The 13,219-nt window shown below is 60.1% G+C and carries 14 protein-coding genes; 10 read left to right on the top strand and 4 right to left on the bottom strand.

All coding sequences use genetic code 11. The annotated features are described in order from the left end of the window. The first annotated feature begins 21 nt into the window (after window positions 1-21). Complete coding sequence (gene bipL / locus AC1DKH_RS03300) at window positions 22-969, top strand: phospholipase BipL (protein ID WP_477797404.1); 948 nt, start codon at window positions 22-24, stop codon at window positions 967-969. Between the two features lie 143 nt (window positions 970-1,112). Here the strand turns inward: bipL and AC1DKH_RS03295 are convergent, their stop codons facing one another. After that, entirely contained in the window at window positions 1,113-1,865 is a 753-nt protein-coding gene (locus AC1DKH_RS03295; RefSeq protein ID WP_477755145.1) for a DUF2059 domain-containing protein, read from the bottom strand. 108 nt (window positions 1,866-1,973) lie between these two features. Here AC1DKH_RS03295 and AC1DKH_RS03290 point away from each other — a divergent pair, with 108 nt between their 5' ends. Both AC1DKH_RS03290 and AC1DKH_RS03285 read left to right on the top strand, forming a co-directional pair. Continuing rightward, window positions 1,974-2,606, top strand: coding sequence for a 2OG-Fe(II) oxygenase (locus AC1DKH_RS03290; RefSeq protein ID WP_477797403.1), 633 nt, complete (start codon window positions 1,974-1,976; stop codon window positions 2,604-2,606). Between the two features lie 2 nt (window positions 2,607-2,608). Further along, a complete protein-coding gene (locus AC1DKH_RS03285) occupies window positions 2,609-3,094 on the top strand; it encodes a 2-thiouracil desulfurase family protein (RefSeq protein ID WP_477797402.1) in 486 nt (161 codons plus the stop codon). A gap of 123 nt (window positions 3,095-3,217) precedes the next feature. Here the strand turns inward: AC1DKH_RS03285 and AC1DKH_RS03280 are convergent, their stop codons facing one another. Continuing rightward, window positions 3,218-3,808 (bottom strand): transporter substrate-binding domain-containing protein, encoded by a 591-nt coding sequence (locus AC1DKH_RS03280; RefSeq protein ID WP_477755143.1) that lies wholly within the window; start codon window positions 3,806-3,808, stop codon window positions 3,218-3,220. A 135-nt stretch (window positions 3,809-3,943) separates the two neighbouring features. Here AC1DKH_RS03280 and AC1DKH_RS03275 point away from each other — a divergent pair, with 135 nt between their 5' ends. After that, window positions 3,944-4,369: a DUF4399 domain-containing protein gene (locus tag AC1DKH_RS03275; RefSeq protein ID WP_477755142.1), complete on the top strand. Its 426-nt coding sequence runs from the start codon at window positions 3,944-3,946 to the stop codon at window positions 4,367-4,369. A gap of 60 nt (window positions 4,370-4,429) precedes the next feature. Here AC1DKH_RS03275 and serA read toward each other — a convergent pair whose 3' ends face one another. After that, on the bottom strand, window positions 4,430-5,659 hold the full coding sequence (gene serA / locus AC1DKH_RS03270) for a phosphoglycerate dehydrogenase (RefSeq protein ID WP_056854035.1): 1,230 nt from the start codon (window positions 5,657-5,659) through the stop codon (window positions 4,430-4,432). Window positions 5,660-5,865: 206 nt separating this feature from the next. On the opposite strand from serA, the gene AC1DKH_RS03265 reads away from it, so the two are divergent. From AC1DKH_RS03265 to AC1DKH_RS03250, 4 genes are all read left to right on the top strand, one after another. Continuing rightward, window positions 5,866-7,260 carry an FAD-binding oxidoreductase gene (locus AC1DKH_RS03265; protein WP_033052123.1) on the top strand — a complete coding sequence of 465 codons (1,395 nt, stop codon included), beginning with the start codon at window positions 5,866-5,868 and terminating at the stop codon, window positions 7,258-7,260. 39 nt (window positions 7,261-7,299) lie between these two features. Further along, window positions 7,300-7,965 (top strand): fumarylacetoacetate hydrolase family protein, encoded by a 666-nt coding sequence (locus tag AC1DKH_RS03260; RefSeq protein ID WP_477797401.1) that lies wholly within the window; start codon window positions 7,300-7,302, stop codon window positions 7,963-7,965. Window positions 7,966-8,110: 145 nt separating this feature from the next. Beyond that, window positions 8,111-9,037 (top strand): SdiA-regulated domain-containing protein, encoded by a 927-nt coding sequence (locus AC1DKH_RS03255; RefSeq protein WP_477797400.1) that lies wholly within the window; start codon window positions 8,111-8,113, stop codon window positions 9,035-9,037. Window positions 9,038-9,222: 185 nt separating this feature from the next. Then, window positions 9,223-10,140, top strand: a complete 918-nt coding sequence (locus AC1DKH_RS03250) for an SdiA-regulated domain-containing protein (protein WP_477762970.1) — start codon at window positions 9,223-9,225, stop codon at window positions 10,138-10,140. Between the two features lie 120 nt (window positions 10,141-10,260). Here AC1DKH_RS03250 and rpiA read toward each other — a convergent pair whose 3' ends face one another. Next, a complete protein-coding gene (gene rpiA, locus AC1DKH_RS03245) occupies window positions 10,261-10,935 on the bottom strand; it encodes a ribose-5-phosphate isomerase RpiA (RefSeq protein WP_477754009.1) in 675 nt (224 codons plus the stop codon). A 295-nt stretch (window positions 10,936-11,230) separates the two neighbouring features. Between rpiA and ilvA the strand changes: the two genes are divergently transcribed. Both ilvA and AC1DKH_RS03235 read left to right on the top strand, forming a co-directional pair. Beyond that, on the top strand, window positions 11,231-12,745 hold the full coding sequence (gene ilvA / locus AC1DKH_RS03240; RefSeq protein WP_007982951.1) for a threonine ammonia-lyase, biosynthetic: 1,515 nt from the start codon (window positions 11,231-11,233) through the stop codon (window positions 12,743-12,745). 39 nt (window positions 12,746-12,784) lie between these two features. After that, complete coding sequence (locus AC1DKH_RS03235) at window positions 12,785-13,210, top strand: DUF2269 domain-containing protein (RefSeq protein WP_477797399.1); 426 nt, start codon at window positions 12,785-12,787, stop codon at window positions 13,208-13,210. Window positions 13,211-13,219 lie beyond the last annotated feature (9 nt).

Below are 13,219 nucleotides of genomic sequence, written 5' to 3'. Positions count from 1 at the left end.
TTTCACGTTCTGGAATCGTCCATGCCGGCTACTTTCGACCCTGATCTTCTACGCGCCAGCTTGCTGCCTCTGGCAGCCGGGCAGCCGTTGTCAGCACAGGCGCAGGCTTACCGGCGATTCTACGGGCTGGATTTTGCGCAGCGTCAGGTGCGCAGTGGCCTTGGGCGGTTCGAGGTCGATGGTTATGAGCTGGTCAGCCAGTTCTGGTGGCCTGAGCGAGCGAAGGCGACGCTGTTTGTCATCCATGGTTTCTACGACCACACCGGGCTCTACCGGCATGTGATCGAATGGGCGCTGGACCAGGGCTTTGCGGTGATTGCCTGCGACTTGCCGGGGCATGGCCTGTCCAGCGGCGAACGGGCGAGCATCAAGGATTTCGCCGAGTATCAGGACGCGTTGCAAGGGTTGTTCGGCGAGGCGCAATCCCTCGACTTGCCGCAGCCGTGGCACCTGTGCGGGCAGAGTACCGGTGGGGCGATCGTGATCGATCATGTGTTGAATGCGGGGGTGAGCAGCCCGGCGCAGGGTCAGGTGATTCTGCTGTCGCCGCTGGTGCGGCCGCGGGCGTGGGGTTGGTCGCAACTGAGTTACTACCTGCTCAAGCCTTTCGTCAAAGCCATCGCCCGGCGTTTCAGCGAGAACTCCAACGACCCGGCGTTTTTGCCGTTCCTGCAAGCAGATCCGTTGCAGCCGCTTCGCCTGCCGACGGCCTGGGTGGGTGCATTGGCGCGCTGGATCAAACGCATCGAGGCCGCCCCCATGAGTACCCGCCGGCCGTTGATCGTGCAGGGGCAAGCCGATATGACGGTGGATTGGGAGCACAACCTGGAAGTGTTGCGGGGCAAGTTTGATCGGCCGCAGGTGCTGATGCTGCCCGAGGCACGGCATCATCTGGCGAATGAAACGCTGGTGATGCGGCAGGAATTTTTCGGGTTTTTGAGCAAGCGGATCAAGGGTCGGAATCCTTAGCGCCAGTTCCGGCCTCATCGCGAGCAAGCTCGCTCCCACAGGGGCCGGTGTAAGTCCGCAACTTTGTGATCAGCACAGAACCTGTGGGAGCGAGCTTGCTCCGGGCGGCGTTCCGACGATAGCGATCTGTCAGGTGCCGAAGATCACTGGGTCAGGTTCGAATTGCTCTGCCCCACCGCCAACCCCGCCCGAATCGCAGCCAATGCGGCCTGATAATAAGCCTGGCCTTCCGAAGATTCAGCAAAGGTCGCGAACTCTTCCAGCTCGTCGTCCGACAGGTCGCGATAGACATACAGCAGTGTGTTGTTGAGGTCGCTGCCGATCTGGTCCATCAGGCGCTGGCGCTGGCCGTTGAGCATGCCCTGGGCCTGGCCGGCACCGAGCAACCCCGGGATCATCGAACTCAAGCTGTCGGCGGCAACACCGGCAATCGCCAGGCTGACTTCCGCGCCGGCCTCGCGTGCGGGCAGGGATTGTGCCAAGTGGCCGATGATCAGCAGGCGGCTGTCGCTGGCCTGCATCTTCGGCAGGCCCTTGGCGTTTTTCGCCAGTTGGTCGCGACGGGTCGCCAACAGCTCGGCGGCGACGATTTTCTTGCCCAGGGGCGATTGGAAAAACGTCAGCGCGGGTTTGGGGTTGGCGAGGTTCTTGCGCAATTGCGCTTCGGCACGCTGGTCCACCGCCTTGGCGGAAAAACGCTGATTGCTGTTATTGACCAGTGCCTGAAACACCGCCGGAGGCAGGCTGCCCTGGTAGCGTTGCTGAGCAGCCGAGAGGGCGTCGTTGAAATGCGCGCGTTGTTCCGGCCAGCCGGCGACCTTGTACAACTGGTCGTGGCCGTCTGCCCAGGCGGGCAAGACGCAGAACAGCAACAGTGATAAAAGCAAACGGCGCATAGGGACTCCAGTCAGCAGGCGACTATTCTCCGTGCGGCATCCGTACTTGTCGAGAATTCGTATCAACCCGCTGCGCGGCTCTGTCGGATTTTCGGGCACAGGAATACTATGCGCGGCATGCAAATATCCTCTGATCACCCGCTGCTGTTACGAATCGTCGATGACCTGGCCGAGCACGGCTGGTCGCAGCAGAATATTTTCCTGCCTCTGGATCTGACCCGAGCGCTGGCGGGCGAGTGTCGCAAACGTGCTGCCGAGGGTGAGCTGGCTCCGGCCGCTGTGGGCCGTGGGCCGTCATCGGAGATCCGCGAAGGGATTCGTGGCGACCATATCCAGTGGATCGACCCCGGCCAGGCCGAGGCTTGCGACAGCTACCTGAGTTTGATGGACAGCCTGCGGGAGGCGATTAATCGCGGTCTGTTTCTCGGCCTGGAGGATTTCGAAAGCCATTTTGCGATGTACCCGCCCGGGGCGTTCTACCTGAAGCACGTCGACCGCTTTCGCGATGACGACCGGCGCATGGTTTCGGCGGTGGTTTACCTCAATGACGCCTGGCTTCCCGAACACGGCGGCCAGTTGCGCATGTACCTCGACAATGATCGCGCCCACGACGTGCAACCTATTGGCGGCTGCCTAGTGGTGTTTCTCTCCGGAGAGGTTCCCCACGAAGTCCTGCCCGCGACCCGGGATCGCCTGTCGCTGACCGGCTGGTTCCGCCGGCGCGGCAACGAGCCGTTCTGATCATGCAGAAAATTCTCGTCAGCCGCTGCCTATTGGGTCACCGCGTCCGTTACGACGGCGGGGCCAGCGGGCCGTTCGATCAGCTTCAACAGTGGCTTGATGAGGGTCGGGTCGTGCCGTTGTGCCCGGAGGTGGCAGGTGGATTGCCAACACCTCGGGCGGCGGCGGAAATCCCTGGTGGGCAGGGCGCGCAAGTTCTCGACGGCCAGGCGTTGGTGATCACTACCGAGGGTGAGGATGTCAGCGCGCAGTTTCTGTCGGGGGCGTATCAGGCGCTGGAGCTGGTACAAAAGCATGGCATCCGCATCGCAGTCCTCAAGGCCAACAGCCCGTCCTGCGGCAATCTGCTGACCTATGACGGGACGTTCAGCGGCGTGAAGGTCAGTGGCGAGGGCGTGACAGCGGCGCTACTCAAGCGCCACGGGGTGCAGGTGTTCAGTGAGCTGGAGTTGCCGCAAGTGGCGGCAGCCTTGGCTGTACAAGACTGACAATCACCATAGATCCACTGTGGGAGCGAGCTTGCTCGCGATGGCGGCCTGACATCCAACATCAATGTTGACCGGACTGGCCTCATCGCGAGCAAGCTCGCTCCCACAGGTTCTGCATTTACTTCAGTTCTGCAGCTTCGGCACCACACCCGCATCCGCCCCCAACCACTTCTGCTCCAGCGCTTGCAGTCGCCCGTCATCCTTGATCCGCTGCAATGCGTTTTCCAGGCTGGCATGGAACGCCGGATTACCCTTCTGAAACGGAATCGCCAGGTTTACGGCCGGGTTGGTTTTGGGCTTCTCTTCTGTCAGCGACTGCACCAGCAGAATGGAGCGCGGCTCTTCTTTCTGCGCGATCAATTGCGCATGGGTTTGAATGTAGGGCTCGCTGAAGTCGAAACGATCCTGGAGATCCGGGGTCGCTGCTATGTGGTTGATGGCGATGTCATATTTGCCGCTTTCGACGCCGGTCAGCAGATCGCTGCCGTCGGTGACGACAAAGTCGGCCCGGACATCGAGCTCACTTGCCAGCAGTTGGCCCAGCTCGACTTCGAAACCGGTGAGCTTGTCGTCATCCTTGAAGTTGAATGGGGGAGTGTTGGCTTCAACGGCAATGCGCAATTCGCCCCGGTCGTTGACGTCATCTATCAGTTCGGCGTGAGCCAAAGGGCTCAAAAGGGGTAGCAGGCAGATCAGGCCAGGCAGAAAGCGCATGGTCACTCCTTTGAATTTTTATCGCGGACCCTCTGATTCAGGCTCGCTTTGCTATGGTTGTCGAGTGCCTTCGACAACGAATGGCCATGAAGTTGTCATGGTCACGCGAATTTTATGGAAAAACTGGAGAAGAGAATGAAAACCTTTATGTCACGTGCTGCTTTGGCTGGCCTGTTGATGGGTGTTTCGGTGCTGGCCAGTGCTGCAACGCCGGCTCCGAAAGGCGCCGAAGTGTCCATTGTTTCTCCCACGGACGGTGCGACGATTCCACAGACAGTTGTCGTCAAGTTCGCGGTCGAGAACATTGCCCTGGCACCGGCGGGCGATACCACCAAGAACACCGGTCATCACCATGTGCTGATCGACGTCGATGAGCTGCCAGCCGCCGGTGCGCCGATCCCCAAGGATGCCAACCACCTGCATTTCGGCGGTGCGCAGACCCAGGCTGAAATAACGCTCACGCCGGGCAAACACACCTTGCAGCTTGAACTGGGCGATAGCAACCATATGCCGTTCGAGCCGCCGATCGTTTCCAAGAAAATCACCGTCAATGTGAAATAAAAAAAGGGAGCCCCTTCGCAGGGGCTCCCTTTTTATTACATGCAAGCTCGCCGCTGTTCTTTAGAACAGCACGCGGCTACGGATGGTGCCGTTGACGTGTTGCAGCTTCTCTTGCGCCAGGTCCGAGTACTCGGCGTCGACGTCGATTACCACATAGCCGACCTTCTCGTTGGTCTGCAGGAACTGACCGGAGATGTTGATGCCGTTTTCGGCGAAGACCTTGTTGATCTCGCTCATCACACCCGGGATGTTCTCGTGGATGTGCAGCAGGCGGTGCTTGCCAGGGTGAGCCGGCAGGGCCACTTCCGGGAAGTTCACGGACGATACCGAAGTACCGTTGTCGCTGTACTTGACCAGTTTTTCCGCCACTTCCAGACCGATGTTGGCCTGAGCTTCAGCGGTGGAACCACCGATGTGCGGGGTCAGGATCACGTTGTCCAGGCCACGCAGCGGGCTTTCGAACTCTTCGTCGTTGGAGCGTGGCTCCACCGGGAATACGTCGATGGCTGCGCCGATCAGGTGCTTGTCCTTGATGGCAGCAGCCAGGTGGTCCAGTTCGACCACGGTGCCGCGGGCGGCGTTGATCAGGATGCCGCCTTTCTTGATAGCGCGGATTTCTTTCTCGCCCATCATCCACTGGGTAGCGGCGGTTTCCGGTACGTGCAGCGAAACGATGTCGGACATCGCCAGCAGCTCGTGCAGGTTGCCTACTTGAGTCGCGTTACCCAATGGCAGCTTGGTGATGGTGTCGTAGAAGTACACCTGCATGCCCAGGCCTTCCGCCAGGACCGACAGTTGAGTACCGATCGAACCGTAACCGACGATGCCCAGCTTCTTGCCACGGATCTCGAAGGAGTTGGCCGCGCTCTTGATCCAGCCGCCACGGTGGCAGGAAGCGTTCTTCTCAGGGATGCCGCGCAACAGCAGGATTGCTTCGGCCAGCACCAGCTCCGCTACGGAACGGGTGTTGGAGTACGGTGCGTTGAACACCGCGATGCCGCGTTCGCGGGCAGCGTCCAGGTCGACCTGGTTGGTGCCGATGCAGAAACACCCTACGGCCACGAGCTTCTTCGCGTGATCGAAGATCTCTTCGGTCAGTTGAGTGCGGGAGCGAATGCCGATGAAGTGAGCATCAGCGATCTTTTCCTTGAGCTGGGCTTCAGGCAGAGAACCAGTGAGGTACTCGATGCTGGTGTAGCCCGCCGCCTTGAGGACGTCGACAGCCGATTGGTGGACGCCTTCGAGAAGAAGGAACTTGATCTTGCTCTTATCGAGAGAAGTCTTGCTCATCTGCGTAAACCTGTATCCCGGAGAAAAATGGCAGGAAAGGGAGCAGCCCGGAGCTGACCCGCACGGCAGGAAAGCCGTCACCGCAGAACAGCCCTTGGGCACTATCCTGCGGGGTCGGTATGCTAGCATATGCACCCCGCTAAACACTCATTCCTGCGACGTGAAGCGTTCTCAGGATGACCATGAATTGTTCGAGAGTTCTGTCGATGACCAATCCTGCCCTGATTGAAGAGCTGAAGACCCTGGTTGAGCCTGGCAAGGTGCTGACCGATGCCGACTCCCTGAATGCTTACGGAAAGGATTGGACCAAGCATTTCGCCCCCGCTCCGACCGCCATCGTGTTCCCCAAGACCACCGAGCAGGTCCAGGCCATTGTCCTTTGGGCCAATAAACACAAGGTGGCGCTGGTGCCATCCGGCGGTCGTACCGGCTTGTCCGCCGCTGCCGTGGCGGCCAATGGCGAAGTGGTCGTGTCGTTCGACTACATGAACCAGATCCTCGACGTGAACCTCACTGACCGCACGGCCGTTTGTCAGCCGGGCGTGGTCACCGAGCATCTGCAGAACGTGGCTGAAGAAAAGGGCTTGTACTACCCGGTGGACTTCGCTTCGGCAGGTTCGAGCCAGATTGGCGGCAATATCGGCACCAATGCCGGCGGGATCAAGGTGATTCGCTACGGCATGACCCGTAACTGGGTCGCTGGCATGAAAGTCGTCACCGGCAAGGGCGACGTGCTGGAACTGAACCGCGACCTGATCAAGAACGCTACCGGCTACGATATGCGTCAGCTGTTCATCGGCGCCGAAGGCACCCTCGGTTTCGTCGTCGAAGCGACCATGCGCCTGGATCGCGCCCCGAAAAACCTCACCGCGATGGTCCTTGGCACCGCCGATTTCGACTCGATCATGCCGGTGCTACACGCCTTCCAGAGCAAGCTTGACCTGACCGCCTTCGAATTCTTCTCCGACAAGGCCCTGGCCAAAGTCATGGCCCGTGGCGATGTCCCGGCGCCGTTCGAATCCGACTGCCCGTTCTACGCGCTGCTGGAATTCGAAGCGACCACCGAAGAAGTGGCCAACCACGCCCTGGAAACCTTCGAGCATTGCGTCGAGCAGGGCTGGGTACTGGACGGCGTGATGAGCCAGAGCGAAACCCAGCTGCAAAACCTGTGGAAACTGCGCGAATACATCTCCGAAACCATTTCCCACTGGACGCCGTACAAGAACGACATCTCGGTCACCGTGTCGAAAGTCCCGGCGTTCCTGAAGGAAATCGACGCGATCGTCGGCGAACACTACCCGGACTTCGAAATCGTCTGGTTCGGCCACATCGGCGACGGCAACCTGCACTTGAACATCCTCAAGCCGGATAACCTGAGCAAGGACGAGTTCTTCGCCAAGTGCGCCACCGTCAACAAGTGGGTGTTCGAAACCGTCGAGAAGTACAACGGTTCGATTTCCGCCGAGCATGGCGTGGGCATGACCAAGCGTGACTACCTGACCTACAGCCGCTCCCCGGTCGAGATCGAGTACATGAAAGCGGTCAAGGCAGTGTTCGACCCGAACGGCATCATGAACCCGGGCAAGATCTTCGCGGTTTGATCTGCAATCCTTAAGCATCCATGAAGGCAGGAGTCGGTAATGAGCTATCAGCACCAGTATGTCGACGGTACGCGTATTCATTTTCCGCTGGGGAAAGTGGTGTGCATCGGCCGTAACTACGCCGAACACGCCAAGGAACTGGATAACCCGGTGCCGACCGAGCCACTGCTGTTCATCAAGCCGGGCAGTTGTGTGGTGCCGCTGGAAGGTGGTTTCAGCATTCCGACCGAGCGTGGTTCGGTGCATTACGAAGCGGAAATCGCGGTCTTGATCGGCAAGCCGTTGTCGACCAAACCGAGCCGTGAAGAAGTGCTCGACGCCATCTCCGGTTTCGCCCCGGCCCTGGACCTGACCCTGCGCGACAAGCAGGCCGAGCTGAAATCCAAGGGCCTGCCCTGGGAAATCGCCAAGTCCTTCGACGGCGCGGCAGTGATTGCCCCGTTCGTGTCCGGCAGCACGTTTGCCGACCTGACCGACATCGGCATCCGCCTGACCATCAACGGCGAAGTACGCCAGGACGGTAACAGCAGCGCCATGCTCAACCCGATCGTGCCGATGATCCAGCACATGGCCGGCTGCTTCTCGTTGCAGGCCGGGGACGTGATCCTCACCGGCACACCAGTGGGCGTCGGTCCGCTGAATGTCGGTGATGAGATCGTTCTGGAGTTGCCGGGCGTCAGTCGGTTCACCAGCAGCGTTCGCTGATCACGCCACGCCCGATGTAGGAGCTGGCTTGCCAGCGAAGAGGCCTTAACATTCAACATCCATGTTGTCTGTTACACCGCTTTCGCTGGCAAGCCAGCTCCTACAGCTATTACCCCTAGCCTGAATTTCTGGAACGCATTCTCCGATGGCCACTTCTCCGCTTTCCACGCTTGAACCTGCCCGCCGCTCACGCTTCGCCCTGCGTTGGCACACCTGGCTGCTGCTGGTGGCCGTTGTCGCCTATGGCGTCGCCTTTGCCATGCATTGGGATGCGCGGGGCCTGCTCTGGGTGAAAGAGCAATTCAAGAGCCCGGCCGAGCGTCAGGCCAGTATCTGGCTTCCGGACTACCGCGCGGTGATCGATGCGAAGCCGTTGCCGGGCATGGAAAAGGACGAAGCGTCGGATCTGTCCTACGACCCCCAGACCAAGACCCTGTTTTCGGTCATGGGCAAGAACCCGTTTCTGGTCGAATTGAACTTGCAGGGCGATGTGCTGCGCAAAATGCCGTTGGTCGGCTGGAGCAACCCTGAAGGCGTCGCCGTGCTGGGTGACGGCCGAATGGCGATTGTCGATGAGCGCGACCACCTGATCGCCATCGTCAAGGTCGATGCCGACACCCGCGAACTGAACATCACCGATTTCCCGACATACGACCTCGGGCCTTCCAAAGACCAGAACAAGGCCTTTGAAGGTGTCACCTGGGATCAGCGCAATCAGCAGCTGCTGCTGGGCGAAGAGCGCCCGCCGGCATTGTTTGCCTGGAAAGGTGACGGCAAGGTCCTTTCCGGCGACAAGCTGAAGCTGGCCAGTCATGCGCTGGACATGCGCAACCTGTCGGCACTGGCCATCGACCCGCGAACCGGCCACATGCTGGTGCTGTCCGCCGACTCGCACCTGCTGCTGGAGCTGGACAAGAAGGGTGAGCAGGTCAGTTTCATTACGCTGCTGCGTGGCTTCAACGGCCTGAAAAATACCATTCCTCGTGCCGAAGGCGTGACCATGGATGACGCGGGCACGCTGTACATGGTGAGTGAGCCGAACCTGTTTTATCGCTTCGAAAAACAGAGGTAGTGCCTCTGTGTAGGAGCTGCCGAAGGCTGCGATCTCTTGACTCTGGCGTCAACCAGATCGCTAAAGATCGCAGCCTGCGGCAGCTCCTACGCTGATTGCGTATGCGTAAAATACTCACGGCCATTAAGCTTCAGTTCAGGCAGGCGTGATATTTCATCCGCCTGTATTGAACCTGAGCCCCCCGAATGCGTCGATTTGCCCGCCTCAAATTCCTGATTCTGATCCTGTCGGTGGTCTCGCTGATTGCGTTGATTGCACTCGGCCAATACCAGCGCCTGTTCGAGCGTGCCTGGTTCAATCTGCACGCGCTGTGGCAGCCGGTGAGTTCCCGGTCCATGGGGCTGGACCATTATCAGGTCGTGACCGAGGCGCGGGTGATCGATGGCCAGGTTGACAACGTTTCAGCATTGACCTACGACCCTGTGCGCGACAGCCTGTTCACCGTTACCAATAAGCGAAGCGAGTTGATCGAGTTGTCCCTCGACGGCAGGATCTTGCGTCGTGTGGCACTGGTCGGTTTCGGCGATCCCGAGGCGGTGGAGTTCATCAGCGCGGACACCTACGTGGTCACTGACGAAAGCCAGCAACGGTTGATCAAAATTCATCTGGAGCAGGACACGACCTTCGTCGACGCGGCAGACGCCGAACAGATGACTGTTGGTGTACACATGGGCAGCAACAAGGGCTTCGAGGGCTTGGCTTACGATTCAGTGGGCAAGCGCCTGTTCGTGGCCAAGGAGCGCGACCCGATGCTGATCTATGAGGTGTACGGTTTTCCGCGATTCAATCCTGAAGAATCCTACTCGGTGCACGTGATCAACGACCCCAAGCGTGATGCCGGGATGTTTGTGCGGGACCTGTCGGGTTTGCAATACGACGAGCGCAGCGGGCATTTGCTGGCGCTATCGGATGAGTCGCGATTGATTCTGGAACTGGATGTGGATGGGCGTCCGCTGAGTACAATGTCATTGAGCAAGGGGCAGCACGGCTTGCAGAAAAACGTACCGCAAGCGGAAGGGGTTGCCATGGATGACGACGGTACGCTGTACCTCGTCAGTGAGCCAAACCTGTTTTACGTTTTCAAGAAACCGGGACAACCCTGAAGCTTGCCCTGCTTGTGTAGGAGCTGGCTTGCCAGCGATGAGGCCATGACATTCAGCATGTTTGTTGGCTGTTACACCGCTATCGCTGGCAAGCCAGCTCCTACAAAGGCTGTGTGTGGCTTACTGCGCGCGCAGAGTCTTCACACCTTCGCTGGTACCCAGCAGCAGCAGATCCGCCGGGCGCGCCGCGAACAAACCATTGGTGACCACGCCGACGATCGCATTGATCTGCGTCTCCAGCTCCACCGGATTGGTGATCTGCATGTTGAACACGTCGAGGATGATGTTGCCGTTGTCGGTCAGTACGCCTTCGCGGTAAACCGGGTCGCCGCCGAGCTTCACCAGCTCGCGGGCCACGTGGCTGCGGGCCATCGGGATCACTTCCACCGGCAACGGGAAGGTACCGAGGATCGGCACCAGTTTGCTGGCATCGGCGATGCAGATGAAAGTCTTGGCCACGGCCGCGACAATCTTCTCGCGGGTCAGGGCAGCGCCGCCGCCCTTGATCAGGTTCAGGTGTTCGTCGCTCTCATCGGCGCCGTCGACATAGAACTCCAGGTCGCTGACGGTGTTCAGTTCGTACACCGGAATGCCGTGGCCCTTGAGGCGCGCGGCGGTGGCTTCGGAACTGGCGACCGCGCCGTCGAACGCACCTTTGTGCTGGGCCAGGGCGTCGATGAAGCAGTTGGCGGTGGAGCCGGTGCCGACCCCGACGATGCTGTTGTCGTCGAGTTTCGGAAGGATGAAGTCGACGGCGGCCTGAGCCACTGCCTGTTTGAGTTGATCCTGGTTCATGCGGGCTCCGGGGTGCCGAGGAGGGAACGAAAGGCCGGCATTATAGGCTTCGGGGCGGGGAAGGTCATTGCCCGATTGGCAGATCGACCGTTCCTTGTAGAAGCGAGCTTGCTCCGGGCGGCGATCCGACGATGGTCGTGAACGATAACGCGTGAAAATAGATGTGCAGCGGTGCCATTGCGTTTTTCGTCGGAACGCCGCCCGGAGCAAGCTCGCTCCTACAACTGGTGGTCGCGCGGCCAAAATGCGGGTTAGACTCCTTGATCCTGCCCAACCCGCTCAGTGATGCTTTCCGATGCTTGAACAGTACGTCAAAAAGATCCTCACCTCGCGCGTTTATGACGTTGCCGTAGAAACCCCGCTGCAGACTGCCCGCCAGCTCTCCGAGCGGCTGGGCAACAGCATTTGGCTCAAGCGCGAAGACTTGCAGCCGGTGTTCTCGTTCAAGATTCGCGGCGCCTACAACAAGTTGACCCAGTTGAGCGACGAAGAGCGCGCTCGCGGCGTGGTCACCGCGTCGGCGGGCAACCATGCCCAGGGCCTGGCCCTGGCGGCGAAGGTGTTGGGCGTGAAAGCGACCATCGTCATGCCCAAGACCACCCCGGAGATCAAGGTCGAAGGCGTGCGCTCCCGTGGCGGCAAGGTGGTGCTGCACGGCGATTCCTTCCCGGAAGCCCTGGCTTACTCGCTGAAACTGGTCGACGAAAAAGGCTACGTCTACATTCACCCCTACGACGATCCCCACACCATTGCCGGGCAGGGCACCGTGGCAATGGAGATTCTGCGCCAGCACCCGCAGCCACTGGATGCGATTTTCGTCCCGGTGGGCGGCGGCGGGCTGATCGCCGGCATCGCGGCGTACGTGAAGTACCTGCGCCCGGACATCAAGATCATCGGCGTCGAACCGGATGACTCCAATTGCCTGCAAGCCGCCATGGCGGCGGGCGAGCGTGTGGTGCTGCCGACCGTGGGCCTCTTCGCCGACGGCGTTGCGGTCGCCCAGATCGGTCAGCACACCTTCGATATCTGCAAAGACCATGTCGATGAAGTGATCACCGTCAGCACCGACGAAATCTGCGCAGCCATCAAGGATATCTACGACGATACCCGCTCGATCACCGAACCTGCCGGCGCTTTGGGCGTGGCCGGGATCAAGAAGTATGTCGAGCAGCGCGGCGTCAGCGGCCAGACCTTCGTGGCCATCGACTCCGGGGCCAACGTCAACTTCGATCGCCTGCGCCACGTCGCCGAGCGTGCGGAACTGGGCGAGGGCCGCGAAGCGATCATCGCCGTGACCATTCCCGAGAAGCCGGGCAGCTTCAAGGCGTTCTGCGAGGCCATCGGCAAGCGCCAGATCACCGAATTCAACTACCGCTACAACACCGGCAGCGAAGCGCACATCTTTGTCGGTGTGCAGACCCACCCGGAAAGCGACCCGCGCAGTGCGTTGATCGCCAGCCTGAGCGAGCAGGGTTTCCCGGTGCTGGACCTGACCGACAACGAACTGGCCAAGCTGCACATCCGCCATATGGTGGGTGGGCGTGCGGCGCATGTGGTCGATGAAGTGATCCTGCGCTTCGAATTCCCGGAGCGTCCGGGCGCGCTGTTCAACTTCCTCAACAAGCTCGGCGGGCGCTGGAACATCTCGATGTTCCACTACCGCAACCATGGCGCGGCCGATGGCCGTGTCGTCGCGGGCCTGCAAGTGCCCCACGACGAGCGCCACCTGGTGCCGGCGGCGCTGGAAGAAATCGGTTACCCGTACTGGGACGAAAGCGACAATCCGGCCTATCAGCTGTTTCTTGGCTGAGGGGCTACGCTGATGGGCGGGTCATAAGGAAATCGAACAATGGAAACGTTAACTGCCCTGAAAGCGGCGCACATGGTGGCAACTGTTGTATTGCTGGCTTGTGCGCTGGGTCTGGGAGCCTGGGTTTTGCTTGCGCGGCGCAAGGGTGATGCGACGGCGGGAAGCCGCACCCTGCAACGGCCACGTGTATTTGTCTGGCTGTTGATGGGGTTGGCGCTGCTGAGCATGCCGTTTACCGGCTGGTGGATGGTGCATCTGGTGGGCTGGCCATTGGGGCAGGCCTGGTTGCTGGCGTCCAGTGTGCTGTACGCCGTGGCGGCGCTGGCTTGGTTCTGGTTGCTGGTACGCCTCAATAAACTGCGCAAGACGCCGGGGGGTGTAGGTAAATTTACCTTTGCCTTGGCGTTGTTCAGTTTTGTGTGTTTTATCGCGATTGCCGGGTTGATGGGGGCCAAGCCTGTTTAAGGCTTGAAA

It is taken from the genome of Pseudomonas sp. 05L36, assembly GCF_056398125.1.
This window is presented reverse-complemented; position numbering and strand designations above follow the sequence as displayed.

Excerpts from the sequence above, each read along its gene's own strand:
- AC1DKH_RS03275 (WP_477755142.1), top strand. The coding sequence starts at position 3,944 with ATGAAAACCTTTATGTCACGTGCTGCTTTGGCTGGCCTGTTGATGGGT.
- AC1DKH_RS03280 (WP_477755143.1), bottom strand. The coding sequence starts at position 3,808 with ATGCGCTTTCTGCCTGGCCTGATCTGCCTGCTACCCCTTTTGAGCCCT.
- rpiA (WP_477754009.1), bottom strand. The coding sequence starts at position 10,935 with ATGAACCAGGATCAACTCAAACAGGCAGTGGCTCAGGCCGCCGTCGAC.
- AC1DKH_RS03250 (WP_477762970.1), top strand. The coding sequence starts at position 9,223 with ATGCGTCGATTTGCCCGCCTCAAATTCCTGATTCTGATCCTGTCGGTG.
- AC1DKH_RS03295 (WP_477755145.1), bottom strand. The coding sequence starts at position 1,865 with ATGCGCCGTTTGCTTTTATCACTGTTGCTGTTCTGCGTCTTGCCCGCC.
- AC1DKH_RS03255 (WP_477797400.1), top strand. The coding sequence starts at position 8,111 with ATGGCCACTTCTCCGCTTTCCACGCTTGAACCTGCCCGCCGCTCACGC.
- AC1DKH_RS03260 (WP_477797401.1), top strand. The coding sequence starts at position 7,300 with ATGAGCTATCAGCACCAGTATGTCGACGGTACGCGTATTCATTTTCCG.
- bipL (WP_477797404.1), top strand. The coding sequence starts at position 22 with ATGCCGGCTACTTTCGACCCTGATCTTCTACGCGCCAGCTTGCTGCCT.
- AC1DKH_RS03265 (WP_033052123.1), top strand. The coding sequence starts at position 5,866 with ATGACCAATCCTGCCCTGATTGAAGAGCTGAAGACCCTGGTTGAGCCT.
- AC1DKH_RS03235 (WP_477797399.1), top strand. The coding sequence starts at position 12,785 with ATGGAAACGTTAACTGCCCTGAAAGCGGCGCACATGGTGGCAACTGTT.
- AC1DKH_RS03290 (WP_477797403.1), top strand. The coding sequence starts at position 1,974 with ATGCGCGGCATGCAAATATCCTCTGATCACCCGCTGCTGTTACGAATC.
- serA (WP_056854035.1), bottom strand. The coding sequence starts at position 5,659 with ATGAGCAAGACTTCTCTCGATAAGAGCAAGATCAAGTTCCTTCTTCTC.
- ilvA (WP_007982951.1), top strand. The coding sequence starts at position 11,231 with ATGCTTGAACAGTACGTCAAAAAGATCCTCACCTCGCGCGTTTATGAC.
- AC1DKH_RS03285 (WP_477797402.1), top strand. The coding sequence starts at position 2,609 with ATGCAGAAAATTCTCGTCAGCCGCTGCCTATTGGGTCACCGCGTCCGT.